The organism is Streptomyces sp. Y2F8-2, from assembly GCF_014905555.1.
Taxonomy (GTDB): domain Bacteria; phylum Actinomycetota; class Actinomycetes; order Streptomycetales; family Streptomycetaceae; genus Streptomyces; species Streptomyces cynarae.
The window spans coordinates 345,538-370,939 of record NZ_BNGS01000003.1 but is presented as its reverse complement, the minus strand read 5'-3'; the positions used below and the strand labels follow the sequence as shown (position 1 = coordinate 370,939).

Below are 25,402 nucleotides of genomic sequence, written 5' to 3'. Positions count from 1 at the left end.
GCTCCTGGGACCGGTTGCGGGGAGCCCCGCGAAGATACGACAAGACGAAAAATGAGCCCGGTCATCATGCCCGAGACGCCCCCGAGCGCAGAAGCCGGGGGCGTCTCGGGAGATCACATGTGACGGCAGGAAGTTCACATGGGGCGGTGGCTCAGATCCAGTTCAGCCGCCAGAGGCGGAAGACGCCCGTGCCGTCCGACAGGTACTGGCCGCCGCCGACGTCCTCGCTGCTGACCACGTACTCCTTGCGCTGCCACAGCGGGATCAGCGGGACGTCCTGCGCCACGATCTGCTGGATGCGCTGGAAGTCGTCGGCGGTCCGGCTGCGGTCGGAGTAGCGCTGGCTGTCCAGGATCAGGCCGTCGACCTGCTTGTTGCTGTAGCCGTTCTTCATGCTGTTGCCGGTGCCGACGAGCGGCGCGGTGAAGTTGTCCGGGTCGGGGAAGTCGGCGACCCAGCCGACGGCCCACGCGTCGAGCTTGCCGCTCGCGTACCGCTTCTGGAAGTCGGTCCACTCGTAGCCCTTGACGTCCACCGTGAACAGTCCGGTCGCCTCCAGTTGCCGCTTGAGGTCGGCGGCCTCCTCGGCGGCGGCGCCGCTGCCCTGCGCGTAGCCGTAGGTGAAGTGGACGGGCGCGCTCACACCGGCGGCGGTGAGCAAAGCGCGGGCCTTCTTGGTGTCGGGCTTGGGGTAGGCGTCGAAGAACGACGTGGTGTGCCCCGTGATACCCGCCGGGATCAGCGAGTACAGCGGGTCCGTCGTCCCCTCGTAGACCGTGCCGACCAGTTCCTCCCGGTTGATGACCGAGGCGATGGCCTGGCGGACACGGCGGTCGTGCAGCGGTGAGCCGGCGGAGGTGTTCAGGACGATGTTGCGGATCTCCGCGCTGTCGGCCTCGGTGACGCGCTGGCCGGGGTCGCTGGGCGAGAGGTCGGCCAGCACGGAGGGCGGCAGCTGACGGGTGGCGACATCGACGTCCTTCGCCTTCCACGCCTTCTCCAGGGCGGCGGGGTCGGCGTAGTACCGCAGCTCGATGGGCCGCCCGGTTTCCTTGACGTCGCCCTTGTAGTGCTTGTTCGGGGCGAGGTGGGCCGTCTTGTCCTTCGTGTACGACGTCAGGGTGTACGGCCCGGTCCCGTCGACACCGTTGTCGGTGCGCAGCTTGTCCTGCGGATACTTGGTGCGGTCGACGATGGAGCCGGCGCCGGTGGCCACCTTGAACGGGAAGGTCGCGTCCGGCGTGGACAGATGGAAGGTCACGGTCAGCCCGCTCGCGTCCACCGAGTGCAGGGTGTCGAGGAGGGTCGCGGGACCGACGTCGGAGTTGATGCGCTTGACCCGGTCGAAGGAGTACTTGACGTCTTCGGCGGTCATGGCGCGCCCGCTGGGGAACGTGACGTCCTTGCGCAGCGTGCAGCGGTACGTCTTCAGGTCCGTGCCCACGAATGCGCAGCTCTGGGCGGCGTCCGGCACCGGTTCCACGCCATCGGGCTCGAAGGTCAGCAGTGACTGGAAAACGCCGCTGAACAAGGCCCACGATCCGGCGTCATAGGCCCCCGCCGGATCGAGCGACGTGACGGCGTCCGTGGTCCCGACCGTGATGGTCCTGTTGGTGTTCTCCTTGGCCGGCAGCAACTGCCACCCGCCCACTCCCGCGGCCGCCAACACCAGCACAGCCGCGAGAATCCGCATGCGAACCGATCGCATCGGCGCCCCTCCCCAGGCCCTCAGCGCATACCACTCCCCTGTGGCGATGATCACCCAACCACAGTGTTTCAAGTGGGGGAAGAGGCATTAGTTGAAGATGGGAGAGAACTTACCCAGGGGTTGTTTCCGTCAGGTTTCGGCCAAGGCGTCAGGCCTGGCGGGAGGCCAGTTCGACGACCGTGATGTCCGACGGGGCGCCCACCCGCGTCGGCGGTCCCCATGCTCCCGCTCCCCGGGACACGTACAGCTGGGTGTCGCCGTAGCGGTCCAGGCCGGCGACCGTGGGGTTGGCCGCGGCCGCGACGAAGTTGCCCGGCCAGAGCTGGCCGCCGTGGGTGTGGCCGGAGAGCTGGAGGTCCACGTGGTGCCTGACCGCTTCGTGGATCTGCAGCGGCTGGTGGGCCAGGAGGACCACCGCGCGTGAGGTGTCGCGGTCACCGAGCGCCTTGGTGAAGTCGGGGCCCTCGCCCTCGCTCTCGCCCGCCAGGTCGTTGACGCCGGCCAGGTCGAACGCGGGCAGTTCCGTGCGGGCGTTCTCCAGGGGGTGCAGGCCCAGTCGGCGTACCTCCTCCACCCACTGGTCCGCGCCCGAGAAGTACTCGTGGTTGCCCGTGACGAAGTAGCTGCCGTGACGGGCCGTCAGCCGGGACAGCGGGGCCGCCGCCGGGCCCAGATCCTTGACGCTGCCGTCGACCAGGTCGCCGACGACCGCGATCAGGTCGGGCTGGGTCGAGTTGATCGTGTCCACGACCTTCTGCGCGAAGCCCCTGCCCAGTACGGGGCCCAGGTGGATGTCACTCACCACCGCGATCCGGAAGCCGTGCGCCGCGCGTGGGAGTTTGGCCAGCGGCACCGTGACCCGCTTCACGGCGGGGCCGCGCAGGACACCGTAGGTGCCGTAGCCCACCGTGCCGACCGCGGCCGCGGCCACCGCACCACCGACGACCCGGGAGACGAACAGGCGCCGGGACGGGGCGGACCGCACCTGTGGCGGCGCGGGCTCCGGGTCCGCGGGCTCCGGGTCCGCGGGTGCCGGTCCCACCGGCACCGCTGCCGGTACCGGTGCCTTCTCCTCCGTTCGCGCCCCGCACTCCACCAGGCGTCGCACCAGCGGCCGTACCAACTCCCCCGCCATCAGCGCCAGCAGCAGGTACAGCGTCAGCGCCATCCACAGGAAGCCGGGCCAGCCGAGGACGCGTTGCAGCCAGAACGGGGCGCCGGCGCGCTCGGCGACCAGGGCCGCGACCATCAGCACCGGTCCGGCGACGAGCACCGCCGTGCCGGTACGGCGGGCGAGGCCCGGCCCGCGGGTCGTGTCGCGGACCAGCCGCCGCCACGCGTACCAGTGCAGGGCGGCGAGCGCGCCGAGGACGGCGAGGGCGACCAGCACGAAGACGACGACCACGGTGTTGTCCCCGTCCCGCTATGACGTTCGCCGCAGCGCGCGCAGTCCGCGCAACCCAATGACGCCGATGGCAGTCCCAAGGACAAAGGAGACGACGGCGAGCGTCAGGTGCACCCAGAAGTACGCCGTCGGATTCCCCGCGTCGTCGAACGCGAGTCCGCTGCCGTCCTTCCAGAGGTTCTTGACGAAAGTGATCCAGATGACCCAGCTCCACACCCCGAAGGCGAGCAGGAACCAGGAGACGGGGCGGCTGAGCTTCATACCTTCAGTATCGCGGGTCGCGAGCGGGCACTCGCCCAGGGGTGCGCGGCAACGGCCGGGACGGGTCGGGACTTCACCCTCGGCGCCCGGTACCTTCGCGGTCGTGTCCGCCTTGAAGAAGATCGCCGGGCGCCGCCTGCCGGTCGCCTCCGCCGTTGTGCTGTCCCTCTCGCTCGCCGCACCCGCGACCGCGTTCGCGGCCCCCAAGACCCCGGCGGCGTCGCCCTCGGCCACCCCTCCGGCCGTGATGTCGACCGTCGGCGGCGAGCAGCTCGGCAGGCCGGGCACCCAGGCGAACCTGGGCAGCGGTGCCCCGGTGCTGCCGAAGGACGTCACCGCACGCTCCTGGATCGTCGCCGACGCCGAGTCCGGTGACGTCCTCGCCGCTCACAACGCGCACTGGCGGCTGCCTCCGGCGAGCACCCTGAAGATGCTGTTCGCGGACACCGTGCTGCCGAAGTTCCCGGCGAGCGAGACGCACAAGGTGCTCCCCTCCGATCTGGCCGGCATGGGCGCCGGATCCAGCCTGGTCGGCATAAAGGAGGGTGAGACCTACACCGTCCACGACCTGTGGCTCGGCGTGTTCCTGCGCTCCGGCAACGACGCCGTGCACGCGCTGTCGGCGATGAACGGCGGCGTCCCGCAGACCGTGAAGGACATGCAGGCGCACGCCGAGGAACTGCAGGCGCTCGACACGCACGTGGTCAGCCCGGACGGCTACGACGCCCAGGGGCAGGTGTCGTCGGCGTACGACCTCACCCTGATCGCCCGCTCCGGGCTTCAGAAGAAGGACTTCCGCGACTACTGCTCGACGGTGCGGGCCAAGTTCCCGGGCGAGACCACCGAGAAGGACGGCAAGAAGTCCCGCGGGTCGTTCGAGATCCAGAACACCAACCGGCTGCTGGCCGGCGACTACGACATGACCCCGTACCGGGGCATCGCGGGCGTGAAGAACGGCAACACCACCAACGCGGGCGCGACCTTCACGGGGGTCGCCGAGCGCAACGGCAAGGTGCTGCTGGTGACGGTCATGAACCCGGAGAAGCACGACCACAACGAGGTCTACAAGGAGGCCGCCCGGCTGCTCGACTGGGGCTTCGGCGCCGCCGGCAAGGTGACGCCGGTGGGCGAGCTGGTCGCGCCGAAGAGCGCGGCCACGGGCACGGACCCCGGCGGGACGCCGTCTCCCGCCGCCGCGGCCGGGACGCCCGGCAAGCCGGTCGCGGCCTCGGTGCGGGAGGGCGGCTCCAGCGGGATGGGCGTGGCGTTCGCCCTCACGGCCGGCCTTCTGGTGCTGCTGGGCGCGGGGGCGTTCCTGGTGAACCGCCGCTGGCCGCTGCCCGATCTGGTACGTCGCCGGACGCGTCCCTGACCTGTTCCGCCTCCTCCGCCTCCTCCTCCTTGCTCTGCGTCGCCGTCCAGGCGGCGCAGAACAGCACGAGCTTGGCGGTGAAGTTGATCCACAGCAGCAGTGCGACGGGCACGCCGAAGGCGCCGTACATGCTCTTTCCGGCGACGCCCTGGATGTAGCCGCTGAGCAGCAGTTTGAGCAGCTCGAAGCCGACCGCGCCGATCAGGGCGGCGACGAGGAGGCGGCGCCGCCGCGGCTCCACGCCGGGCAGCAGGGTGAGGACGTAGAGCAGGACGAGGAAGTCGGCGAGGACGGAGACGGCGAAGGCGGCGCTCCGCAGCAGGACGCTGCCCCAGCCGCCCCCGAGACCGAGCTGCCCGGCCATCCAGTCGACCAGCGCGGTGGCGACGGTGGACGTGGCGAGGGTGACGACGACCGCGCCGCCGAGGCCGACCAGCACCAGTCCGTCCTTGAGCGTGCGCACCAGGGGGTTCGCGGTGTCGTCCGGCAGCTCCCACACCGCGCGCAGGCAGTCCCGCATCTGGCCCACCCAGCCGATGCCGGTGAACAGCAGCACGGCCCCGGCGATCACGCCGACGGTGCCGGCGTTCTGCACCAGGCCGTGGATGTCGAGCTGGCTGGAGATGCCCGGGAACTGCTCGGCGATCTTCTTCTGGACGGTGTTCTGCTGGGCCTGGCTGAGCGTCGCGGCGCCGATCGCGGCGGCGACGGTGAGCAGCGGGAAGAGCGCCACGAAGCTGACGAACGTCATCGCGGCGGCGAGCCGGGTCCACTTCACGCGGTCCAGGCGTTCGTAGGAGCGCCAGGCGTGCGTGGCCATCAGGCGCGTGACCAGTGGCCCGATGCCGGGGAGTCTCTTCAGCCAGTCCATGATCCGTCCCTCCCCTCGGGAACCCGGTCTTCACCCCGGTGCTCCGGTCTGTATCCGGCTTCCCCGCATCGCCCGTTTCAGTGAGGGGCCACACAGAGGAGAGATAGAGAGATATGGAGAGGTTATGCCCGTTTAGCCCCGATACGGTGATCTAGAGGCTCGGCAGGGTGGCGTTCTCGGCCGGGGCGGCGGCCTGCGGCGGCACGACCGCGCTGCCGAAGGGGAACTCCCGCAGCTTGCGCCAGACGCCGTCCGCGCCCTGCTCGTACAGCGCGAAGCCCGTGCAGGGCCACTCGGCCGCGTAGTCCGCAAGCTCCTCGTACGCGCGGTCCATCGACGCGTCGTCGATGCCGTGCGCCACCGTCACATGCGGGTGGTACGGGAACAGCAGCTCGCGCGCCACCGGCCCGGAGGGGTCCCGGACCTGCCGCTGCAGCCGGGAGCACGCCTCGGCGCCCTCGACGACCTTCACGTACACCACCGGCGACAGGGGCCGGAACGTGCCCGTGCCGGCCAGCCGCATCGGGAAGGGGCGCCCGGCCGCCGCGACGGAGACGAGGTGCGCCTCGATCGCGGACAGATCCGCGGAGTCCACCTCCGTCGGCGGCAGCAGGGTGACATGCGTGGGAATGCAACGCGCCGCGGCGTCGCCGAAGCCCGCGCGCAGCTCTTGGAGCTCGCTGCCGTGAGGCTCCGGGACCGCGATCGACACACCGATCGTTACGGTCCCCACGTCGTCTCCCTGTCGTCGTGTCGGTCGTCGTGTCGGATTCGTGCACAGCCGTCCGGCTATCGACTGTACGGCCACGACCGCCCGTCGGGCAGGCGCAACCGCAGTGATGTACAGCGCTCTTGGCCGTGGCGCGTCCGTACGCCGGTACGCGCCGGTCCCGGACGTCAGTGCTTGGCGGGCAGGAAGCCCACCTTGTCGTAGGCCTGCGCCAGCGTCTCCGCGGCGACGGCGCGGGCCTTCTCCGCGCCCTTGGCCAGGATCGAGTCGAGAGACTCGGGGTCGTCCAGGTACTGCTGGGTGCGCTCCCTGAACGGCGTCACGAACTCGACCATGACCTCGGCGAGGTCCGTCTTGAGCGCGCCGTAGCCCTTGCCCTCGTACTGCCGCTCCAGATCCGCGATCGGGGTCCCGGTGAGGGTCGAGTAGATCGTCAGCAGGTTGCTGACGCCCGGCTTCTGCTCCACGTCGTAGCGGATCACGGTGTCCGTGTCCGTGACCGCGCTCTTGACCTTCTTCGCGGTGGTCTTCGGCTCGTCCAGCAGGTTGATCAGACCCTTCGGCGTGGACGCCGACTTGCTCATCTTGATGGACGGGTCCTGCAGGTCGTAGATCTTCGCCGTCTCCTTGAGGATGTACGGCCGCGGGATCGTGAACGTCTCGCCGAAGCGGCCGTTGAACCGCTCGGCGAGGTCGCGGGTCAGCTCGATGTGCTGGCGCTGGTCCTCGCCGACCGGGACCTCGTTCGCCTGGTACAGCAGGATGTCGGCGACCTGGAGGATCGGGTAGGTGAACAGGCCGACGCTCGCGCGGTCGGCGCCCTGCTTGGCGGACTTGTCCTTGAACTGGGTCATGCGGCTTGCCTCGCCGAAGCCGGTGAGGCAGTTCATGATCCAGGCGAGCTGGGCGTGCTCGGGAACGTGGCTCTGGACGAAGAGCGTGCACCGCTCCGGGTCGAGCCCGGCCGCGAGCAGCTGGGCGGCGGCCAGGCGGGTGTTGGCACGCAGGTCCTTCGGGTCCTGCGGGACGGTGATCGCGTGCAGGTCGACGACCATGTAGAACGCGTCGTGGGTCTCCTGCAGGGCCACCCACTGGCGGACGGCGCCGAGGTAGTTGCCGAGGTGGAACGAGCCCGCGGTGGGCTGGATACCGGAGAGCACGCGAGGACTGTCAGAGGCCATGTTCACCATTCTCTCAGGTCCGGGGGGCCGGGCTGGAACTGGCCGGGAACAGCTGTGATCTGATCTTTCTGCGACGGTGTAACAAAGAACATGACAACCGAGAGGGGTCGCGTGCGCGGGCTCGGCGGGCTGGCGGGGGCGCTGGTGACGACGGTGGTGGCCACGGTGGTGGCGCTGGGCGGGGCGGCCGCGCCGGCGCGGGCCATGAGCAGGGACATACCCGATCTGGCGCTGGTCGTGACCGGCGACTCGGGCCGCACGACGACCTTACGCCCGGATGACCGCCGGTTCGCGCTGCTGTGGCAGTTGCTGGCGCCGACGGAGACGCGGACGGAGCGGGTGCCCGATACGTGGCAGCGGGGACGGTATCCGCGGGCGCGGGCCACGGTGGTGTGGGCGCTGACCGGAATCGGGGGGTGGCCGTACACGCGCCGGGCACCCGGGGGCGACGTGGCCATCGAGCGGCAGGACCAGGTGTTCCTGGCGGCGGACGGGACACCCTGGGTGCGGTCGGACCCGGCGCCGGACGTGGCCGACGACGACATCCGGTGGCGGCGGGTGCCGAAGGACGTCTTCGAGCGGTTGGAGCGGGACGGGCTTTTCGGGGCCGCGCCCGCCGCGCCCGGAAGTGGTCTTCCGCACGACCTGCGCTGGGCGGCCGCGGGGCTCGGGGCGGGGCTGGCGCTGGGTGCCGGTGGCACGATGGCCGTGCGACGGCGCGCGGCGGCTCGGCGGGTGGCCGAGCCGCCGCGTCAGGAGCTCATCGATCTGGGAGAGCTCGGGTGACCGGCAGCGGTCAGCCCAGGTCGATCTCCGGGTACAGCGGGAAGCCCGCCACCAGGTCCGTCGCCCGCTGGGCGATCTCCTGGGCGACCTTCTCGTCCAGGACGTGGGCCGCCTTGGACGGGGCGCCGGACTTGGTGGTGCCCGGCTCGGTGGTGGTGAGGACCCGGTCGATCAGGCCCGCCACCTCGTCCATCTCCGCCGTGCCCAGGCCACGGGTGGTGAGCGCGGGCGTGCCGATGCGGATGCCCGAGGTGTACCAGGCGCCGTTCGGGTCGGCCGGGATGGCGTTGCGGTTGGTGACGATGCCGGACTCCAGCAGGGCGGCCTCGGCCTGGCGGCCGGTGAGGCCGTAGGAGGTGGCCACGTCGATCAGGTTCAGGTGGTTGTCGGTGCCGCCGGTCACCAGCGTGGCGCCGCGGCGCATCAGGCCCTCCGCCAGCGCCCGGGAGTTGTCCACGATCCGCTGGGCGTAGTCCTGGAAGGCGGGCTGCCGGGCCTCCGCGAGCGCCACCGCCTTCGCGGCCATCACGTGCGGGAGCGGGCCGCCGAGGACCATCGGGCAGCCGCGGTCGACCTGGTCCTTGAGGGAGTCGTCGCACAGGACCATGCCGCCGCGCGGACCGCGCAGCGACTTGTGGGTGGTGGTGGTCACGATCTGGGCGTGCGGGACCGGGTCGAAGTCGCCGGTGAGGACCTTGCCCGCGACCAGGCCCGCGAAGTGGGCCATGTCGACCATGAGCGTGGCGCCGACCTCGTCGGCGATCTCGCGCATGATCCGGAAGTTGACCAGGCGCGGGTAGGCGGAGTAGCCGGCGACGATGATCAGCGGCTTGAACTCGCGGGCCTGGGTGCGCAGGGCGTCGTAGTCGATGAGGCCCGTGGCCGGGTCGGTGCCGTAGGAGCGCTGGTCGAACATCTTGCCGGAGATGTTCGGGCGGAAGCCGTGGGTGAGGTGGCCGCCCGCGTCCAGGGACATGCCGAGCATGCGCTGGTTGCCGAAGGCGCGGCGCAGCTCGGCCCAGTCCTCCTCGGAGAGCTCGTTGACCTGGCGGACGCCCGCCTTCTCCAGGGCCGGGGTCTCCACGCGCTGGGCGAGAACGGCCCAGAAGGCGACGAGGTTGGCGTCGATGCCGGAGTGCGGCTGGACGTAGGCGTGGCGGGCGCCGAACAGCTCGCGCGCGTGCTCGGCGGCCAGCGACTCGACGGTGTCCACGTTGCGGCAGCCCGCGTAGAAGCGGCGGCCGACGGTGCCCTCGGCGTACTTGTCGCTGAACCAGTTGCCCATCGCCAGCAGGGTGGCCGGGGAGGCGTAGTTCTCGGAGGCGATCAGCTTGAGCATCTCGCGCTGGTCGGCGACCTCCTGGCCGATGGCGTCGGCGACCCGGGGCTCGACCGCGCGGATCACGTCGAGGACGGCGCGGAAGGCGGTGGACTCGGTGGAGAGGGGCTGCTGCTCTGTCATGTCGGCCTCCGGGCGGCGTGGCTTGCGTTCACGGTTCACGGTTGGCCCAGGCGCACGGCACTCGCTCGCATCCGGGCCGCTCCCCGATGGTCGGTCCCATCCCAGCGCGCCAGTCACGGCCCGTCGATCAGCCTACCGGGCGGCGCGGCGCGGTCCGTTCCCGTGTCCATCATGCGAGCGACGCGGAAGGGGCACACGTCCGCCTGCGGCCGGACGCGGGGCCGAACCGGCTGCGGGCGGTACTTCGGCGTCGGAGGGACCGTGTCTAGAGGATCACGTGCGGCAGGAAACGCGCGTACTCGTCCGTGACCAGGCCCGACGACTCGCGGATGCCGAGGCCCGCCGACTCGTCCTCGACGACCCAGGCGCCGAGGACGACGTGGTTGCCGTCGAAGGAGGGGAGGGGCGCCAGTTCCTGGTAGCAGCACGGCTCCCCCCGCACGACGGGCGCGCCGCCCGGCGCGTGGACCGTGACGCCCTCGCCCTCGCGGCCGAGGAGCGGCTTGGCGACGTAGCCCGTGGTGCGGGCCAGCTCCCGGGGGCCGTCCAGGTGGGCCGGGAGCAGGTTCGGGTGGCCGGGGTGCAGCTCCCAGAGGATCGCGAGCAGTGCCTTGTTGCTGAGCAGCATCTTCCAGGCGGGCTCGATCCACAGGGTGCTGCCGGTGCCGCCGCCGTTGTCGAGGGTGTCGAGGACGTGGCCGCCGAAGCGGTCGGTGGTGAGCCATTCCCAGGGGTACAGCTTGAAGCAGCTGCGGATGAAGCGGAGCCGGTTGTCGACGAAGCGCTCCGAGAGCGGGTCCCAGCCGATCTCCTCCATGGAGATCCAGTCGGTGTCGAGACCGGCCTGCTCGGCGGTCTCCTTCAGGTAGGCGACCGTCATCAGGTCCTCGCCGAGTTCGTCGTCGGCGGAGTGCGCGAAGTACAGCGGGCCGCCGGGCGGAAGCAGCGTGGCCTGCCTCTTCCAGGCGGCGACCAGGCGTTCGTGGAGGGAGTTCCACTGGTCGGCGCCGGGGAAGCGGTCCTCCATCCAGAACCACTGGGCGCTCGCCGCCTCCACGAGCGAGGTGGGCGTGTCGGCGTTGTACTCCAGGAGCTTCGCCGGGCCCGTGCCGTCGTAGCGCAGGTCGAACCGGCCGTACACGGAGGGGAGTTCGGCGCGGCGGTGCCAGGCCTCGGCGACCGCGGCGGCCACGCGCGGGTCGGTGATGCCGAGGTCGGCGAAGCGGTCCGTGGCGACGATGTGCCCGGCGGCGGCCAGGCACATGGCGTGCAGCTCCTCGACGACCTCTTCCAGAGCCTCCACCTCGTCGAGCGTGAAGACGTAGTAGGCGCTCTCGTCCCAGTAGGGGCGCAGGGAGTCGTCCGGGTAGCGGGTGAGGGGATAGATCAGGCCCTGCGCCTCGACGGTCTGCTGCCAGCCGGGGCGGGGCTCGGTCGTACGGCGTTCCACGACGGCTCAGCCGCCGGACTTGCCGTGACCGCTGCCGAAGCCGCCGCGGTCGACGCCGCCGTGGCTCCCGGAGCCCCCGGATCCCTTGCGGGGCTTGGTGAAGGAACCGCCGTTGACGAAGCCGCCCTGCTTCTTGCCGCCGTAGTACCAGCCGCCCTTCACGGACGTCTTGGTGGACGTGCAGTTCTTGTCGGAGACGACCTTGTAGCCCTTGCCGAGGGTGTAGCTGTCACGGTCGACGCAGCGCTTGTCCGGGTCCGAGGAGCAGGCGGTGAGGGCGGCGGCGAGGAGTCCCACGCCGCCCAGGACGACGGTGCCCGAGCGCAGTTGCCGGCGTGTGTCCGCCATGTTCGTTGATCCCCCGTCGAGTGAGAATTCGTTGAGCCGTTGGTGAGACTGTGCGGCAATCAGACTAGAGACCGCCGCCGTCGCGTTCACCCCTGCCCCTGTCCTCGGGACGTCTCCTACAGTCGCTCTGTGCTTGTGGGAATGGTGTGCGCGCTGGGCGCGGCGGTCTGTTTCGGTACGGCGACGGTGTTTCAGGCGGTCGCGGCGCGCGCGGCGGGCGGGGGCGGTGGCGGGGACGCGGCGCTGCTGCTGCGGGCCGTGCGGCAGTGGCGGTATCTCGCGGGGCTCGCGCTGGACGGGCTCGGGTTCCTGTTCCAGATCGCGGCGCTGCGGTCGATCCCGATCTACGCGGTGGGCGCGGCGCTCGCGTCCAGCCTGGCGGTGACGGCGGTGGTCGCGGCACGGCTGCTGCGGGTGCGGCTGACCGGGAGCGAGTGGGCCGCGGTGGCGGTGGTGTGCGCGGGGCTGGCCATGCTGGGGCTGGCGTCCGGGGCCGAGGGCGACCGGGGCGGTTCGGCGGGGCTCCGGTACGCGATGCTGGCGGCGGCGGTGTGCGTGCTGCTGCTCGGGCTGGCCGGGGGGCGGTTGCCGGGGCGGGGGCGTTCGCTGGTGCTGGGGCTGGGCGCCGGGTTCGGGTTCGGGGTGGTCGAGGTGGCGGTGCGGCTGATCGACTCGCTGGCGCCGTGGGAGCTGCTCGCCAATCCGGCGACGTATGCGCTGGTGGTGGGCGGCGGGGCGGCGTTCGTGCTGCTGACGACGGCGCTGGAGCGGGGGTCGGTGACGGTCGCGACGGCGGGCATGGTGGTCGGCGAGACGGTGGGCCCGGCGGCGGTGGGCGTCGTGTGGCTGGGCGACCGTACGCGGGAGGGGCTGAGCTGGCTGGCGGTCCTGGGGTTCGCGGTGGCGGTGGCGGGTGCACTGGCGCTGGCCCGGTTCGGGGAGGCACCTGCCCGGACCGCGGAGGCCGCCTAGCTAGGGTCTCTCGTTGGGATCATGCCGGGCTCGGCCTGATCCCAACGAGAGGCCTTAGGGCAACACACGGCACAGCGCTTCCAGCGCCCCCGACCACGCGTGGTCCGGTGGCGTTCCGTAGCCCACGACCAGGGCGTCCAGTGGGCGTGTGGTGGCGGACGGGTGGCGGTAGGCCGACAGACCCTGCAGTGACAGGCCCTGCCAGGTGGCCGCCCTGATCACCGACGCCTCCGTGCCCGGGGGCAGTTGCAGCACCGCGTGCAGGCCGGCCGCGATGCCCCGGACGCGTACCTTCGGGGCGTGGGACGCGAGCGCGGCGACCAGGGCGTCACGGCGGCGGCGGTAGCGCAGGCGGGCGGCGCGGACGTGGCGGTCGTAGGCGCCCGAGGTGAGGAACTCCGCGAGGGTGAGCTGTTCCAGGACACCGGTGGCCCAGCCTCCGGCCCGCTGGGCGGCCAGCACCTCCGGGAGCAGGGACGCGGGCAGGACCATCCAGCCCAGGCGCAGCCCCGGGGCGAGGGACTTGCTGGCGGTGCCCAGGTACACCACGTGGTCCGGGTCGAGGTCCTGCAGTGCGCCCACGGGCTGGCGGTCGTAGCGGAACTCGCCGTCGTAGTCGTCCTCCAGGACGAGGCCGCCCGTGCGACGGGCCCAGTCGACCACCGCGGCCCGGCGCTCCGGGCGCAGGGCGCCGCCGAGGGGGAACTGGTGTGCGGGGTTCAGCAGCACCGCGGGTATGCCGGTCAGGTCCTCCGTCCGCGTGCCGAGGTCGTCGAAGGGCAGCGGCACCGTGCGCAGCCCGGCCCGCTGAAGGATGTTCCAGTGCACGAACAGGCCGTACGACTCCACGGCCAGCGAGGCCGCCCCGCGGTCCCGCAGCACCTCGCCGAGGAGCTTCAGGCCCTGCGCGAAGCCGGAGCAGACCACGATCCGCTCCGGGTCCGCCCGCACACCCCGGACCCGGGAGAGGTAGCCGGCGAGCGCGGTGCGCAGTTCGACACGGCCGCGGGGGTCGCCGTAGCCGAGGGCGTCGTGCGGGGCGGCGGCGAGGGCGCGGCGGGCGGCCTTGAGCCATGCGGTGCGCGGGAACGAGGCGAGATCCGGGGTGCCCGGTGTCAGGTCGTAGGGGAGGCGGGCGCGCTCGGGCGGGTGCGGGGCGGGCCGTTCGGGCGGCCCGGCCACCGGATGCCCGGCCACCCGGGTGCCCGAGCCCTGGCGCGCGGTGAGCCAGCCCTCGGCGACGAGATCGGCGTAGGCGTCTGCGACCGTGTTGCGGGCGATGCCCAGGTCGGCGGCGAGCGAGCGGGAGGACGGCAGCCGGGTGCCGGGCGCCAGGCGGCCGGTGCGGACCGCTTCGCGCAGGGCGTCGGTCAGGCCCCGGCGCAGGCCCGGGCCGGTCGGCTCCAGATGCAGGTCGATGCCCAGAGTGGCCCATGCTTTCCCCATGGAAATGGACCATACTCCTGGGCTGCTTCGCCCCTAGGGTCGAAGGCATGACGATGAACGAGAACACCGCCACCGTCGAGTACGCCCCCGAGCACACCCCCCGCATGGCGTGGGCCAAGCACGCCCCGGAGGTCTTCAAGACGATGGTCCGGCTCGACGCGGCGGCCGGGCAGGGACTGGAGCCGACACTGCGGGAGCTGGTGAAGATCCGCGCCTCCCAGATCAACCACTGCGCGTACTGCCTCGACATGCACACCAAGGACGCGCTCGCGGCGGGCGAGAGCGTGGAACGGATCATCCAGCTGAGCGCGTGGGAGGAGTCGCGACACTTCTACACCGAGCGGGAGCTCGCGGCGCTGGAACTGACCGAGGCCGTCACCGTCCTGACCGACGGCTTCGTGCCGGACGAGGTCTACGACAAGGCCGCCAAGCACTTCGACGAGGCCGAGCTGGCGCAGCTCATCGCGGCGATCGCCGTGATCAACGCATGGAACCGGTTCGCCGTGTCGACGCGTGCGGTGCCGGGGCACTACCAGCCGGGCCAGTACAAGTGACGGCTCGGACCACCCACCTGGACCCCGCGGTCCGGGCCTCGATGCAGGCCCTGAGCGCGGCCGCGAAGAAGGGGCTCGGCGACCCCGCCCTCGCCGAGCTGGTCCAGATCCGTGCCTCGCAGCTCAACCACTGCGCGTTCTGCCTGGACATGCACCTGGCGATCGCCCGGAAGCACGGGGTCGACGAGTCGCGGCTGGACCTGCTGAACGCCTGGGAGGAGGCCGGGGAGGTCTTCGACGAGCGGGAGCGGGCCGCGCTGGCACTGACGGAGGCGGTGACCGTGCTGACGGAGGGCTTCGTGCCCGACGAGGTGTGGGAGCGGGCCGCCCGGCACTTCGACGAGGCCCGGCTCGCCCACCTGTTGTCCCTCATCACCGTCATCAACAGCTGGAACCGGCTGATGGTGTCCCGGCGCATTCCGGCGGGGAGCATGGAGTGGTGAGCAAAGTCGACACGTTCCGCGCCCTGCACCACGGACGACTCCCCGGCGATCCGCTCGTCCTGCCCGGGCCCTGGGACGCGGCGAGCGCGCGGGCCCTGGTGGAGGCCGGGTTCCCGGCACTCGCCACGCCCAGCGCAGGGATCGCCGCCTCCCTGGGGTACGCGGACGGGTCCACCCCCGCCGACGAGATGTTCTCGGCGGTCGCACGGATCACCCGTGCGGTCGATGTGCCGGTCTCGGCCGACGTGGAGGACGGGTACGGACTCGCCCCCAAGGAGCTGGTGGAACGGCTTCTGGAGGCGGGCGCCGTCGGGTGCAACCTCGAGGACTCCAGCTCAGGCGCCCTCAAGGACCCGCGGCAGCACGCCGAGCGGCTCGCCGAGGTGCGGGCCGCGGCAGGCGACCGGCTGTTCCTCAACGCCCGCGTCGACACGTTCACATGCGGGGACGGGGACCCGGAACGCGCCATCGAGCGGGCCGCGTTGTACGTCGCCGCGGGCGCCGACTGCATCTATCCGATCGGCGCCCCGGCGAACGTACTGCCGCTGCTCCGGGCCGGCATCCAGGGGCCGCTCAACGCCTACGCCAAGCTCGACGGCGAGAGCCCCTCGCCCGCCGAGCTGGGTGAACTCGGCGCCACCCGGATCACGTTCGGACCCTGGCTGCAGCGGCGGGCGGCAGCGGCGCTGGGCGAGATCGCCCAAGGGCTGTAGGCGGGACCGGCGGGATTCAGGACAGCCACGCCTTCCAGGTGGACTCGTGGCTGTCCACCCACTTCTTCGCCGCCTCGTCCGGAGTCGTCTTCTGGTCGGCGATCATCAGGGCGACCTCGTTCTGGTCCTCCGTCGTCCACCTGAACTTCTTCAGGAACCGCGCCGCCTCGCCGCCCTTCTTCGCGAAGTCGGCGTTGAGGTACTTCTGCAGCGGCGTGTGCGGGTAGGCGCAGGCGACCTTCGCCGGGTCCGCGTCGCAGCCCTCCTTGTACGGCGGCAGCTTCACCTCCGTCATGGGGACCTTCTTGAACAGCCACTGCGGCGCGTACCAGTACGTCAGGAAGGGCTTCTTCTCCTTCGCGAACTGCCTCATCTGCGTGATCTGCGCCGCCTCGGAACCCGCGAAGACCACCTGGTAGTTCAGCTTCAGGTTCTGCACCAGCGCCTTGTCGTTGGTGACGTACGACGGCGAGCCGTCCATCAGCTGGCCCTTGCCGCCGCTCTCCGCCGTGCGGAACAGGGAGGCGTACTTGTTCAGGTTCCTCCAGTCGGTGATGTCCGGGTGCTGCCGGGCCAGGTACGTCGGCACGAACCAGCCGATGTGACCGGTGACCCCCAGGCCGCCGCCGCGGGTGATCGTCTTCTTGTCCTCGACGTACCGCTTCTCCTGGTCCGGGTGGCCCCAGTCCTCCAGGATCGCGTCGACCCGGCCCTGGCTGAGCGCGTCCCAGGCGGGCACCTCGTCGACCTGGACGGTGTCGACGCGGTAGCCGAGCTTGTGCTCCAGGAGGTACTGCGCCACGGCCACGTTGGCCTGGGCGCCCACCCAGGACTGCACGGACAGGGTCACGGACTTCGAGCCCCCGGCGTTCGCGAAGGGCGAGGCCTGCTTGGTCATGTCGGCGGCGCCGCAGCCGGCGAGCAGCGAGCATGCGGCCGCCGTCGCGGCGATCAGCGCCGTCCTGCGGTTCAGTGTCATGTCACGCTCCCTTCGTCGCGCGTCGCTGGGTCGGCTGGGTCACCCGGTCGAGCATCAGACCGAGGCAGACGATCGCGATCCCGGCCACCAGACCGGTCGCCAGGTCGCCCTGGGCGAGGCCGAAGACGACGTTGTAACCGAGCGCGCCGCCGCCGACCAGACCGCCGATGATGACGACGGCGAGCACCAGGACCACGCCCTGGTTGACCGCGAGCAGCAGGGCCGGGCGGGCCAGCGGAAGCTGCACCTGGCGCAGCTGCTGTCCACTGGTCGCGCCGAGCGAGCGGGCGGACTCCAGCGCCGCCGGGTCCACCTGGCGCAGGCCCTGCGCGGTGATCCGGACGACCGCCGGAAGGGCGTACACGATGGCGGCGGCGACGGCCGGGGCACGGCCGACGCCGAACAGCGCGACGACCGGGATGAGGTACACGAACTGCGGCATCGTCTGGAAGACGTCGAGGACGGGGCGCAGCAGCCGCTCGAAGCGGTCGCTGCGGGCCGCCGCGATGCCGGTCGCGAAGCCGACGACGAGGGTGACGGCGACGGCGGCGAGCACCTGCGACAGTGTGTCGAGGGACGGCTTCCACACACCGAGCACGCCGATCGCGGCCATCGCGAGGACGGCGGTCAGCGCGGTGCGCCAGGTGCCGATCAGCCAGGCCAGTGCGGCGACGATCAGCAGCACCGACCACCAGGGCAGCCACTGCAGACCGGAGCGGACCGGGTCCAGGACCCAGGTGGTGAAGTGGCCCGCCCAGTCGGCGGTGCCGCCGACGACCGGGACGCCGGAGTACAGGTGGGCGGTCATCCAGTCGACGGCGCGGTTGACGGGCTCGGCGATGTTCACCGTCCAGCCCGTGGGCCAGTCGAGGCGGCCCGCCAGGCGCGCGGCCAGGGCCACGGCGACGGCGGCGAGGGCCGCGTAGGCCCAGGGGCGTGCGCTGCGCTGCTCCTGCCCGATCCGGTTGCCCGCCGCTGAGGTCACCCGGTCCAGGACGACGGCCAGCAGCACGATGGGGATGCCCGCGGCCAGCGCGGCGCCCACGTCGACCGACGCCAGCGCCTGGTAGACGCGGTCGCCGAGGCCGCCGGCGCCGATCACCGAGGCGATGACCGCCATGGACAGCGCCATCATGATCGTCTGGTTGAGGCCGAGCAGGAGCTCCTTGCGGGCGAGCGGGATACGGGCGGTCAGCAGGCGCTGCCGTGCGGTGGCGCCGAGGGAGTCGACCGCCTCCAGCACCTCCTTGTCGGCGCCGCGCAGGCCGAGGGCGGTCAGACGGGCCATCGGCGGGGCGGCGTAGACGACCGTGGCGAGGACGGCGGCGGGCACACCGATGCCGAAGACCAGGACCACGGGGAGGAGGTAGGCGAACGCGGGCAGCACCTGCATGGTGTCCAGGACGGGACGCAGGGCGCGGTCCACCCGGTCGGACAGACCGGCGCCCAGGCCGAGCAGTGCGCCGACGAGGACCGAGGCGAGGACCGCGACCACCATGAGGGCGAGGGTCTGCATGGTCGCCACCCACATGCCGAGCAGACCGCAGGCGAGGAACGCCGCGGCGGTGCCGAGGGCGAGACGCACACCGGCCGCACGCCAGGCGACCAGGGCGGCCGCGACCGTCACGCCCGGCCAGCCCGCGGCGAGCAGGACCAGGTAGACGGCGCGCACGGAGAGGACGACGGCGTTGCTGATGTAGCCGAAGAAGTACAGGAACAGCGGGTGGCTGTCCCGGTTGTCGATGATCCAGTCGCTGGCCGTGGTGAGGGGCTTGGAGAGGTCGACGGTGAGCGCGCCGGGCCAGCCGGCGCCCGGCCAGCGGGAGTTCACCAGCGGTGCGAGGACCGCGGTGACGACCGCGAGCACCAGGAGTTTGCGGGCGGCGCGGGTCTTGACGAAGCCGGGCAGCAGCGTGCGCGGGGCGCTTGCGGTGACCGTGGCCATCAAGCGTCCTCCTTGCCGGTGCCGACCGGCGGGCGGTGCGCCGGACCTTGCTTGCCGGGTGCTTCCGTCACTCCCGGCTTGGCTCGCGCGGGAGTGGCCCCGTCGCCCAGCTGCGCCGCCACGGCGGCACGCTTGCCGGCGGCCACGGCGGCCATCCCGGCCGCGGACTTCCTGGCCCGAGCGGTTGCGGCCGACGTCTCCTTGTCCGTGGTGCCCCCCGTCGTCGCCTCGTTGCTCGCCGCGACCCCGGCGACCACCCCGAGCAGGGCCTCCGGGTCCACCAGGCCAAGGCAGCGGCCGTCGTCCACCACCCGCGCCGGGGCGCCCGCCCGGGCCACCGCCTCGATCGCCTCGGAGACCGTGGCGTCCGGCGGTACCGCCGGGCCGCTGCCCGCCTCCTCCAGGGACGCGGCGCGCATGGCGCTGCGGACCGTCATGACCTGTTCGCGCGGGACGTCCCGGACGAACTCGCGGACGTAGTCGTCGGCCGGGGAGCCCACGATCTCCTCGGGGGTGCCCAGCTGGACCACGCGGCCGTCGCGCATCAGGGCGATGCGGTCGCCCAGCTTGAGGGCCTCGTTGAGGTCGTGCGTGATGAAGACCATCGTGCGGCCCTCCTCACGGTGCAGCCGGACGACCTCCTCCTGCATCTCGCGCCGGATCAGCGGGTCGAGCGCGCTGAACGGCTCGTCGAACAGCAGCACTTCGGGGTCGACGGCGAGCGCCCGGGCGAGCCCGACGCGCTGCCGCTGACCGCCCGAGAGCTGGCCGGGGCGGCGGTGCTCCATGCCCTCCAGGCCGACCTTCGCGACGACCTCGGCGGCCTTCTCCCGGCGTTGGGACCTGCCCAGGCCCTGGATCTCCAGACCGTAGGCCACGTTGTCGAGGACCGTGCGGTGCGGCAGCAGGCCGAAGTGCTGGAAGACCATCGCGGCCCGGTGGCGGCGCAGTTCGCGCAGCCGGGACCTGTCCATGGCGCGGACGTCCTCGCCGTCGATGACGATCGTGCCCGCGGTCGGTTCGATGAGGCGGGTCAGACAGCGCACCAGCGTGGACTTGCCCGAGCCGGACAGGCCCATGACGACGAAGACCTCGCCCTTGCGGACGTCGAAGCTCACATCGCGCACGGCAGCCGTGCAGCCGGTGCGTTCGCGCAGCTCGGCGGGGCTCAGCGCACCGAGCTCCGGGTCGGAGGGGACGCGGTCCGCCTTGGGGCCGAAGACCTTCCACAGGCCGTCCACGGAGAAGACCGGCGCGCTCGAGACGGGAGTGCTCATCACGCACCACCTCCGATCAGGTCGGCGGCCTTCTCCCCGACCATCAGCACCCCGATCATCGGGTTGACGGCGGTCATGGTCGGGAAGACGGAGGCGTCGGCGATACGGATGCCGTCCAGGCCGCGGATGCGCAGCTCGGGGTCGACGACGGCGAGGTCGTCGGTCTCGGCGCCCATGCGGCAGGTGCCCGCCGGGTGGTACACGGTGTGGGCGACCTTGCGGGCGTACTCGCTCAGCTCCTCGTCACCGGTGATGTCCGGGCCGGGGCACACCTCCCGCTTCAGCCAGCCCGCCAGCGGCTCGGTCTTCGCGATCTCGCGGGCGATGCGGATGCCGTCGACGAGGGTGCGGCCGTCGTAGTCGTCCTCGTCGGTGAAGTAGCGGAAGTCGAGGGCGGGCTTGACGGACGGGTCCGGGCTGGTGAGGTACAGCCGGCCGCGGCTCTTCGGCTTGGGGATGTTCGGGGTCATCGAGACGCCGAACTCCGGCCGCTCGTAGCCGAGGCGCTCCGGGTTGTCGGTGAACGGGATCTGGTAGAAGTGGAACATCAGGTCCGGGCCCGCGTGTTCGGGGTCGCGGCGCACGAACAGTCCGGCGTCGGAGTCCATCGCGGAGTTCTCCGGGATCGGGCCGTGCGTCTCCCAGACGATGACCGACTCCGGGTGGTCGAGCAGGTTCTCACCGACGCCCGGCAGGTCGTGCGCCACGGGTATGCCGAGCTGCTCCAGGTCCGCCTTGGGGCCGATCCCGGAGTGCAGCAGCAGCCGCGGGGAGTCGACGGCGCCGGCGCACAGCACCACCTCTCGCCGGGCCCGTACGAGGATCTCCTCGCCGTCCTTGGTCCGCACGTGCACCCCGCGGGCGCGCGTGCCGTCCAGCTCCAGCTTGTACGCCCACGTCTCCAGCAGCAGCGTGAGGTTGGCGCGTTCGTCCATCACGGGATGCAGATACGCCACCGACGCGCTGGAGCGCTTGTTGTTCTCCGGGTGGTAGGCGAGGTCGAAGAAGCCGACGCCCTCGGTGAACGGCTTCTTGTTGAAGCCCTCGACGCGCGGCACGCCGAGCGCCGCCTGGGCCGCGTCCACGAAGTCGCGGGCGATGGCGTTCCGGTCGTTCTCGTCGACGGGGACGATGTTGTTCTTCAGACGGGCGTAGTACGCCTCCATCGGTACGGCGCCCCAGCCCTCGGCGCCGGCCGCCTCCCACTCGTCCCAGTCGGACGGCAGCGGCTTGAACGCGATGAGGGTGTTGTGCGAGGAGCAGCCGCCGAGGACGCGGGCGCGGCTGTGCCGGATGTGGGAGTTGCCGCGCGGCTGTTCGGTGGTCGGGTAGTCGTAGTCGAGTTCACCGCCGAGCAGGCCCATCCAGCGGCGCAGGGTGAGGACGTCGTCGCGGCCGACGTCGCTCGGGCCGCCCTCGATGACGGCGACGGTGACGTCCGGGTTCTCGGTCAGGCGGGAGGCGATGACGGAGCCTGCGGTTCCGCCACCGATGACGACGTAGTCGTACTCGTGGGTGGTCTCGGGCATGGGCATCGTGCTCCAGGGATACGGAGAGGTGGGGAAGTGCCGGATCGGGGGGGAGGCGCGGGATCGGGGGGAGGCGGGGACGAGGACGGAGGTCGGGGGTGATCGGTCGCGGGGCGGGGCTCAGCCCGCGAACCACCGCACCGGCTTGGGGGCGAGGTTCTGGTAGACGTGCTTGGTCTCGCGGTACTCGGCGAGGCCGGCGGGGCCGAGTTCGCGGCCGATGCCGCTCTTGCCGAAGCCGCCCCACTCCGCCTGCGGGAGGTAGGGGTGGAAGTCGTTGATCCAGACGGTGCCGTGGCGCAGCCGGCCGGCGACGCGGCGGGCACGGCCTGCGTCGGCGGTCCACACGGCGCCGGCGAGGCCGTACTCGGTGTCGTTGGCGAGGGCGACCGCCTCGTCCTCGGTGCGGAAGGTCTCGACGGTGAGGACGGGACCGAAGACCTCCTCCCGGACGACCTTCATCTCCCGGTGGCAGTGGTCGAGGACGGTCGGCTCGTAGAACCAGCCGGTGGCGGGCCGGGTCTCGCTGGGCTCGGGGCGCTTGCCGCCGCAGCGCAGCACCGCGCCCTCGGCGAGCGCGGAGGCGACGTACGCCTCGGTCTTCGCGCGCTGTTGTTCGGAGACGAGCGGGCCGCACTCGACGCCCTTCTCGGTGCCGCGGCCGAGCTTGATCTTCTGGGCGCGCCGGGCGAGTTCGGCAACGAAGCGGTCGCGGACGGACTCCTCGATGATGAGGCGGGCTCCCGCCGAGCAGACCTGGCCGCTGTGGATGAAGGCGGCGTTGAGGGCCTGGTCGACGGCGGTGTCGAAGCCCTCCTCGGTGGCGCAGGCGTCGGCGAAGACGACGTTGGGGTTCTTGCCGCCGAGCTCCAGGGCGATCTTCTTGACGCCCGCGGCGGCGGCCTGCGCGACCTTCGTGCCGCTGACCAGGCCGCCGGTGAAGGAGACGAGGTCGACGCCGGGGTGCTCGGCGAGCCGGGCGCCGACGGAGTGCCCGGGCCCGGTGACGATGTTCGCGACCCCGTCGGGCAGCCCCGCCTCCACCAGCAGGTCGATCAGCGCGATCGTGGTCATCGGGGTGATCTCGCTCGGCTTGACCACGAAGGTGTCGCCGGCCGCGAGAGCCGGGGCGATCTTCCAGCTGGCCTGGAGGAGCGGGTAGTTCCAGGGGGTGATCAACGTGCACACGCCGACGGGTTCGTGTACGACGACGCTGTGGACGTCCGGTGAGCCGGCGTCCACGACCCGGCCGGCGCCCTCGCCGGCGACCAGGTTCGCGAAGTAGCGGAAGGCGTCGGCGACGCAGTCGATGTCGACCCGGCCCTCCTCGACGGTCTTGCCCGCGTCCCGGCTCTCCAGCAGGCCCAGCTCTTCACGATCGCGTACGAGAAGATCGGCGACGCGGTGCAGCAGCGCGGCGCGCTCCGCGACGGGCGTGTGCGGCCACGGCCCCTCGTCGAAGGCACGGCGCGCGGCCTCCACCGCGGCGTCGGCGTCCCGCTCGTCACCCTCCGCGACCACCGCGAACGGCGTGGCATCCGCCGGGTCGAGGACCTCGCGCGTGGCACCGGAGAGGGCCGTGCGCCACTCCCCTGCCACGTGGATCGTCTGCTCTGCCTGCCGTGCCTGCTGTCCGGCCATGATCGGTACTGCCTTCCGTTCCTGTGCGGTGCCCTTGTGTCACACCGGTGTCACTCGGGGCCGGGTGCGCGCCTGCCCCTTGCTCGTCGATGCATGCGGCTCCTGCGGCCGAAAGTGCGGAGCGTCACTAAAAATGCGGTCGAAAAGGGTGAAAAGTACGCTGAGCCACTGGAGGTGACGTGATGTCCCGAACCCAAGGCTTCGCGATCGCTACGAGCGCCGTGTCGATGGCGCTGCTGTTGCCCCCGATGTTGTTCTCTCCGCCGGCGAGCGCCGCCGTCCCCGCCCGGACCGTAGGCGACCAGAGCCCACAGGATCTGGCCGCGCAGGCGGAGCGGGGACTGCGGAACGCCAGATCCGTCCGGCTCGTCTACGAGGACCGCAGCGCGACGGCGAGGTCGAGCAAGCGTCTGCCGACGGCAATGGACCTCACCCTCGACCGGGCCGGCAACTGCGCCGGCACCATGACGCTCGGCGGGCACGGCGGCACCGTCCAGATCGTCAAACGGGGCAACGACGTGTGGCTGAAGCCGGACGCGGCGTTCTGGAAGGCGGAGTACCCCGGCAAGCGGGGGGCCGGCCTGGCCACGACGTTCAGCAACCGCTACATCCACGGCTCCACGTCCAGCAACCTGCTGGCCGGCATCGCGAGCACCTGTGACCTCCGTGAAATCCAGGACGTCGCGAAGGTCTCCGCACCCTCCTCCCTGAAGGAGGGCCTCGCGACGACCCTGGACGGCACCCGGGTGGTCCCGTTGTCCTTCCAGGTGAACGGCTTCACCTCGACGCTGTACGTCACCACGGGCAAGAACCACCGCCTCTACCGGGCGGCCCAGAAGGGCCCGGACACGGATCTGAGCCTGACCTTCACGGCCTACAACGTGCCGGTGCCGAGGACGACCCCGCCCGCCGGCCAGACGGTGGACATCTCACGGGTTCCGCAGCCGCCGTGGAGCTGACGGAGAGGAAAGGTGCCCCGGGCACGAGGAACGGGCCCCGCTCCGGAAGCAACCGGAACGGGGCCCGTGGCGCAGGGGCGCCGACGTGTCAGATGAGGCCGAGGCCGCGGACCGCCTCGCGCTCCTCCTCGAGCTCCTTGACGGAGGCGTCGATGCGGGCGCGGGAGAACTCGTTGATGTCCAGGCCCTGGACGATCTCGTACTTGCCGTCCTTGGTGGTGACCGGGAAGGAGGAGATCAGACCCTCGGGGACGCCGTAGGAGCCGTCCGACGGGATGGCCATGGAGGTCCAGTCGCCCTCGGCGGTGCCGTTGACCCAGGTGTACACGTGGTCGATGGCGGCGTTGGCGGCGGAGGCGGCCGACGAGGCGCCACGGGCCTCGATGATGGCGGCGCCGCGCTTGGCGACGGTCGGGATGAAGTCCTCGGCCAGCCACTTCTCGTCGTTCACGACCTCGGCGGCGTTCTTGCCGGCGACCGTGGCGTGGAAGATGTCCGGGTACTGGGTCGCGGAGTGGTTGCCCCAGATCGTCAGGCGCTTGATGTCGGCGACCGTGCTGCCCGTCTTCTTCGCGAGCTGGGTCAGCGCGCGGTTGTGGTCCAGACGGGTCATCGCGGTGAAGCGCTCCGCCGGTACGTCCGGCGCGGCGGCCTGGGCGATCAGCGCGTTGGTGTTGGCCGGGTTGCCGACGACCAGGACCTTCACGTCGTCCGCGGCGTGGTCGTTGATGGCCTTGCCCTGCGGCTTGAAGATGCCGCCGTTGGCCTCGAGGAGGTCACCGCGCTCCATGCCCTTCGTCCGCGGGCGGGCACCCACGAGGAGGGCCACGTTGGTGCCGTCGAAGGCCACGTTCGGGTCGTCCGTGATGTCGATGCCCTGCAGGAGCGGGAACGCGCAGTCGTCGAGCTCCATGGCCGTGCCCTCGGCGGCCTTGAGGGCCGGGGTGATCTCCAGGAGGCGCAGCTTGACCGGCACGTCCGCGCCGAGCAGCTGGCCGGAGGCGATGCGGAAGAGCAGTGCGTAGCCGATCTGGCCGGCCGCGCCGGTGACGGTGACGTTCACGGGAGTGCGGGTCATGGCGTTCTCCGTATGACAGCTGGCGGTGGGGCGTCGTCGCCCCGGGGTGAGGGATCCCCGTCACCGGCTCGTGACCGGCGCCCGCCGCGATGATCGATCACGGGTACGAATGATCGATCTCTTGGCGTCAAGAGAGATCCAGCCGTCAGGCTATCGCGCATCCGGGATCCCGGACGGCCGGGTCCGTGTGGCCCGGCCCACAACCCTCATGGGGCGGCGGCCGCCTGCTCGATGAGGGGGGGCTGAGCGGCGGCCGCCGTGGGGGATGTCCTGCCGGAAGGGGGGTTCGGCC

23 protein-coding genes and 1 riboswitch are annotated in these 25,402 nt (G+C 71.6%); of the genes, 7 read left to right on the top strand and 16 right to left on the bottom strand.

The genetic code is table 11. The features are described 5' to 3' along the window. Positions 1-151 precede the first annotated feature (151 nt). The 3 genes from SY2F82_RS11690 to SY2F82_RS38780 all read right to left on the bottom strand — a co-directional run bounded on the left by SY2F82_RS11690 (position 152) and on the right by SY2F82_RS38780 (position 3,374). Positions 152-1,708 (bottom strand): ABC transporter substrate-binding protein, encoded by a 1,557-nt coding sequence (locus tag SY2F82_RS11690; RefSeq protein WP_200418930.1) that lies wholly within the window; start codon positions 1,706-1,708, stop codon positions 152-154. Positions 1,709-1,856: 148 nt separating this feature from the next. Further along, entirely contained in the window at positions 1,857-3,113 is a 1,257-nt protein-coding gene (locus SY2F82_RS11685; RefSeq protein ID WP_200418929.1) for a metallophosphoesterase, read from the bottom strand. An 18-nt stretch (positions 3,114-3,131) separates the two neighbouring features. After that, a complete protein-coding gene (locus SY2F82_RS38780; RefSeq protein WP_236041359.1) occupies positions 3,132-3,374 on the bottom strand; it encodes an SCO4848 family membrane protein in 243 nt (80 codons plus the stop codon). Positions 3,375-3,477: 103 nt separating this feature from the next. Here SY2F82_RS38780 and SY2F82_RS11680 point away from each other — a divergent pair, with 103 nt between their 5' ends. After that, the gene (locus SY2F82_RS11680; protein ID WP_236041357.1) at positions 3,478-4,746 is read left to right on the top strand and encodes a D-alanyl-D-alanine carboxypeptidase family protein; all 1,269 of its coding nucleotides are present in this window, start codon (positions 3,478-3,480) and stop codon (positions 4,744-4,746) included. Here the strand turns inward: SY2F82_RS11680 and SY2F82_RS11675 are convergent. From SY2F82_RS11675 to trpS, 3 genes are all read right to left on the bottom strand, one after another. Further along, positions 4,649-5,617, bottom strand: coding sequence for a YihY/virulence factor BrkB family protein (locus tag SY2F82_RS11675; RefSeq protein ID WP_200418927.1), 969 nt, complete (start codon positions 5,615-5,617; stop codon positions 4,649-4,651). The genes SY2F82_RS11680 and SY2F82_RS11675 overlap by 98 nt on opposite strands. Before the next feature lie 151 nt (positions 5,618-5,768). Continuing rightward, entirely contained in the window at positions 5,769-6,350 is a 582-nt protein-coding gene (locus SY2F82_RS11670) for a 2'-5' RNA ligase family protein (RefSeq protein WP_200418926.1), read from the bottom strand. A 164-nt stretch (positions 6,351-6,514) separates the two neighbouring features. Then, positions 6,515-7,528, bottom strand: coding sequence for a tryptophan--tRNA ligase (gene trpS, locus SY2F82_RS11665; RefSeq protein WP_200418925.1), 1,014 nt, complete (start codon positions 7,526-7,528; stop codon positions 6,515-6,517). 90 nt (positions 7,529-7,618) lie between these two features. Here trpS and SY2F82_RS11660 point away from each other — a divergent pair, with 90 nt between their 5' ends. After that, positions 7,619-8,314 carry a hypothetical protein gene (locus tag SY2F82_RS11660; RefSeq protein WP_374707146.1) on the top strand — a complete coding sequence of 232 codons (696 nt, stop codon included), beginning with the start codon at positions 7,619-7,621 and terminating at the stop codon, positions 8,312-8,314. A 10-nt stretch (positions 8,315-8,324) separates the two neighbouring features. Here SY2F82_RS11660 and SY2F82_RS11655 read toward each other — a convergent pair whose 3' ends face one another. The 3 genes from SY2F82_RS11655 to SY2F82_RS11645 all read right to left on the bottom strand — a co-directional run bounded on the left by SY2F82_RS11655 (position 8,325) and on the right by SY2F82_RS11645 (position 11,574). Next, the gene (locus SY2F82_RS11655; RefSeq protein ID WP_200418924.1) at positions 8,325-9,776 is read right to left on the bottom strand and encodes a glycine hydroxymethyltransferase; all 1,452 of its coding nucleotides are present in this window, start codon (positions 9,774-9,776) and stop codon (positions 8,325-8,327) included. A 37-nt stretch (positions 9,777-9,813) separates the two neighbouring features. Beyond that, a riboswitch (ZMP/ZTP riboswitch) is annotated at positions 9,814-9,903 on the bottom strand. Between the two features lie 138 nt (positions 9,904-10,041). Beyond that, positions 10,042-11,226: a glutathionylspermidine synthase family protein gene (locus SY2F82_RS11650; RefSeq protein ID WP_200418923.1), complete on the bottom strand. Its 1,185-nt coding sequence runs from the start codon at positions 11,224-11,226 to the stop codon at positions 10,042-10,044. Between the two features lie 6 nt (positions 11,227-11,232). After that, entirely contained in the window at positions 11,233-11,574 is a 342-nt protein-coding gene (locus SY2F82_RS11645) for a hypothetical protein (protein ID WP_200418922.1), read from the bottom strand. 141 nt (positions 11,575-11,715) lie between these two features. On the opposite strand from SY2F82_RS11645, the gene SY2F82_RS11640 reads away from it, so the two are divergent. Further along, positions 11,716-12,546 (top strand): hypothetical protein, encoded by an 831-nt coding sequence (locus tag SY2F82_RS11640; RefSeq protein ID WP_200419419.1) that lies wholly within the window; start codon positions 11,716-11,718, stop codon positions 12,544-12,546. A 54-nt stretch (positions 12,547-12,600) separates the two neighbouring features. Here the strand turns inward: SY2F82_RS11640 and SY2F82_RS11635 are convergent, their stop codons facing one another. Beyond that, positions 12,601-13,992, bottom strand: coding sequence for a PLP-dependent aminotransferase family protein (locus SY2F82_RS11635; protein ID WP_200418921.1), 1,392 nt, complete (start codon positions 13,990-13,992; stop codon positions 12,601-12,603). A 47-nt stretch (positions 13,993-14,039) separates the two neighbouring features. Here SY2F82_RS11635 and SY2F82_RS11630 point away from each other — a divergent pair, with 47 nt between their 5' ends. From SY2F82_RS11630 to SY2F82_RS11620, 3 genes are read left to right on the top strand one after another with little or no spacing between them, the layout of a single operon-like run. Continuing rightward, positions 14,040-14,546: a carboxymuconolactone decarboxylase family protein gene (locus tag SY2F82_RS11630; RefSeq protein WP_200418920.1), complete on the top strand. Its 507-nt coding sequence runs from the start codon at positions 14,040-14,042 to the stop codon at positions 14,544-14,546. Then, positions 14,543-14,989, top strand: a complete 447-nt coding sequence (locus SY2F82_RS11625; RefSeq protein WP_200418919.1) for a carboxymuconolactone decarboxylase family protein — start codon at positions 14,543-14,545, stop codon at positions 14,987-14,989. The genes SY2F82_RS11630 and SY2F82_RS11625 overlap by 4 nt, the downstream gene beginning before the upstream one ends. After that, the gene (locus SY2F82_RS11620; RefSeq protein ID WP_200418918.1) at positions 14,986-15,702 is read left to right on the top strand and encodes an isocitrate lyase/phosphoenolpyruvate mutase family protein; all 717 of its coding nucleotides are present in this window, start codon (positions 14,986-14,988) and stop codon (positions 15,700-15,702) included. The genes SY2F82_RS11625 and SY2F82_RS11620 overlap by 4 nt, the downstream gene beginning before the upstream one ends. Before the next feature lie 16 nt (positions 15,703-15,718). Here the strand turns inward: SY2F82_RS11620 and SY2F82_RS11615 are convergent, their stop codons facing one another. The 5 genes from SY2F82_RS11615 to SY2F82_RS11595 form a co-directional block, all read right to left on the bottom strand. Next, entirely contained in the window at positions 15,719-16,681 is a 963-nt protein-coding gene (locus SY2F82_RS11615) for an ABC transporter substrate-binding protein (protein WP_200418917.1), read from the bottom strand. Position 16,682: 1 nt separating this feature from the next. Beyond that, positions 16,683-18,626, bottom strand: coding sequence for a proline/glycine betaine ABC transporter permease (locus SY2F82_RS11610; RefSeq protein WP_200418916.1), 1,944 nt, complete (start codon positions 18,624-18,626; stop codon positions 16,683-16,685). Then, a complete protein-coding gene (locus tag SY2F82_RS11605) occupies positions 18,626-19,903 on the bottom strand; it encodes a glycine betaine/L-proline ABC transporter ATP-binding protein (RefSeq protein ID WP_200418915.1) in 1,278 nt (425 codons plus the stop codon). Before SY2F82_RS11605 ends, SY2F82_RS11610 begins: the two co-directional genes overlap by 1 nt. Next, on the bottom strand, positions 19,903-21,432 hold the full coding sequence (locus SY2F82_RS11600; RefSeq protein ID WP_200418914.1) for a GMC family oxidoreductase: 1,530 nt from the start codon (positions 21,430-21,432) through the stop codon (positions 19,903-19,905). Before SY2F82_RS11600 ends, SY2F82_RS11605 begins: the two co-directional genes overlap by 1 nt. A gap of 120 nt (positions 21,433-21,552) precedes the next feature. Continuing rightward, positions 21,553-23,073, bottom strand: coding sequence for an aldehyde dehydrogenase family protein (locus SY2F82_RS11595; protein ID WP_200418913.1), 1,521 nt, complete (start codon positions 23,071-23,073; stop codon positions 21,553-21,555). 182 nt (positions 23,074-23,255) lie between these two features. Here SY2F82_RS11595 and SY2F82_RS11590 point away from each other — a divergent pair, with 182 nt between their 5' ends. After that, positions 23,256-24,032 (top strand): hypothetical protein, encoded by a 777-nt coding sequence (locus tag SY2F82_RS11590; protein WP_200418912.1) that lies wholly within the window; start codon positions 23,256-23,258, stop codon positions 24,030-24,032. Positions 24,033-24,120: 88 nt separating this feature from the next. On the opposite strand, the gene SY2F82_RS11585 is transcribed toward SY2F82_RS11590, so the two are convergent. After that, the gene (locus tag SY2F82_RS11585) at positions 24,121-25,110 is read right to left on the bottom strand and encodes a malate dehydrogenase (protein WP_200418911.1); all 990 of its coding nucleotides are present in this window, start codon (positions 25,108-25,110) and stop codon (positions 24,121-24,123) included. Positions 25,111-25,402: the final 292 nt, after the last annotated feature.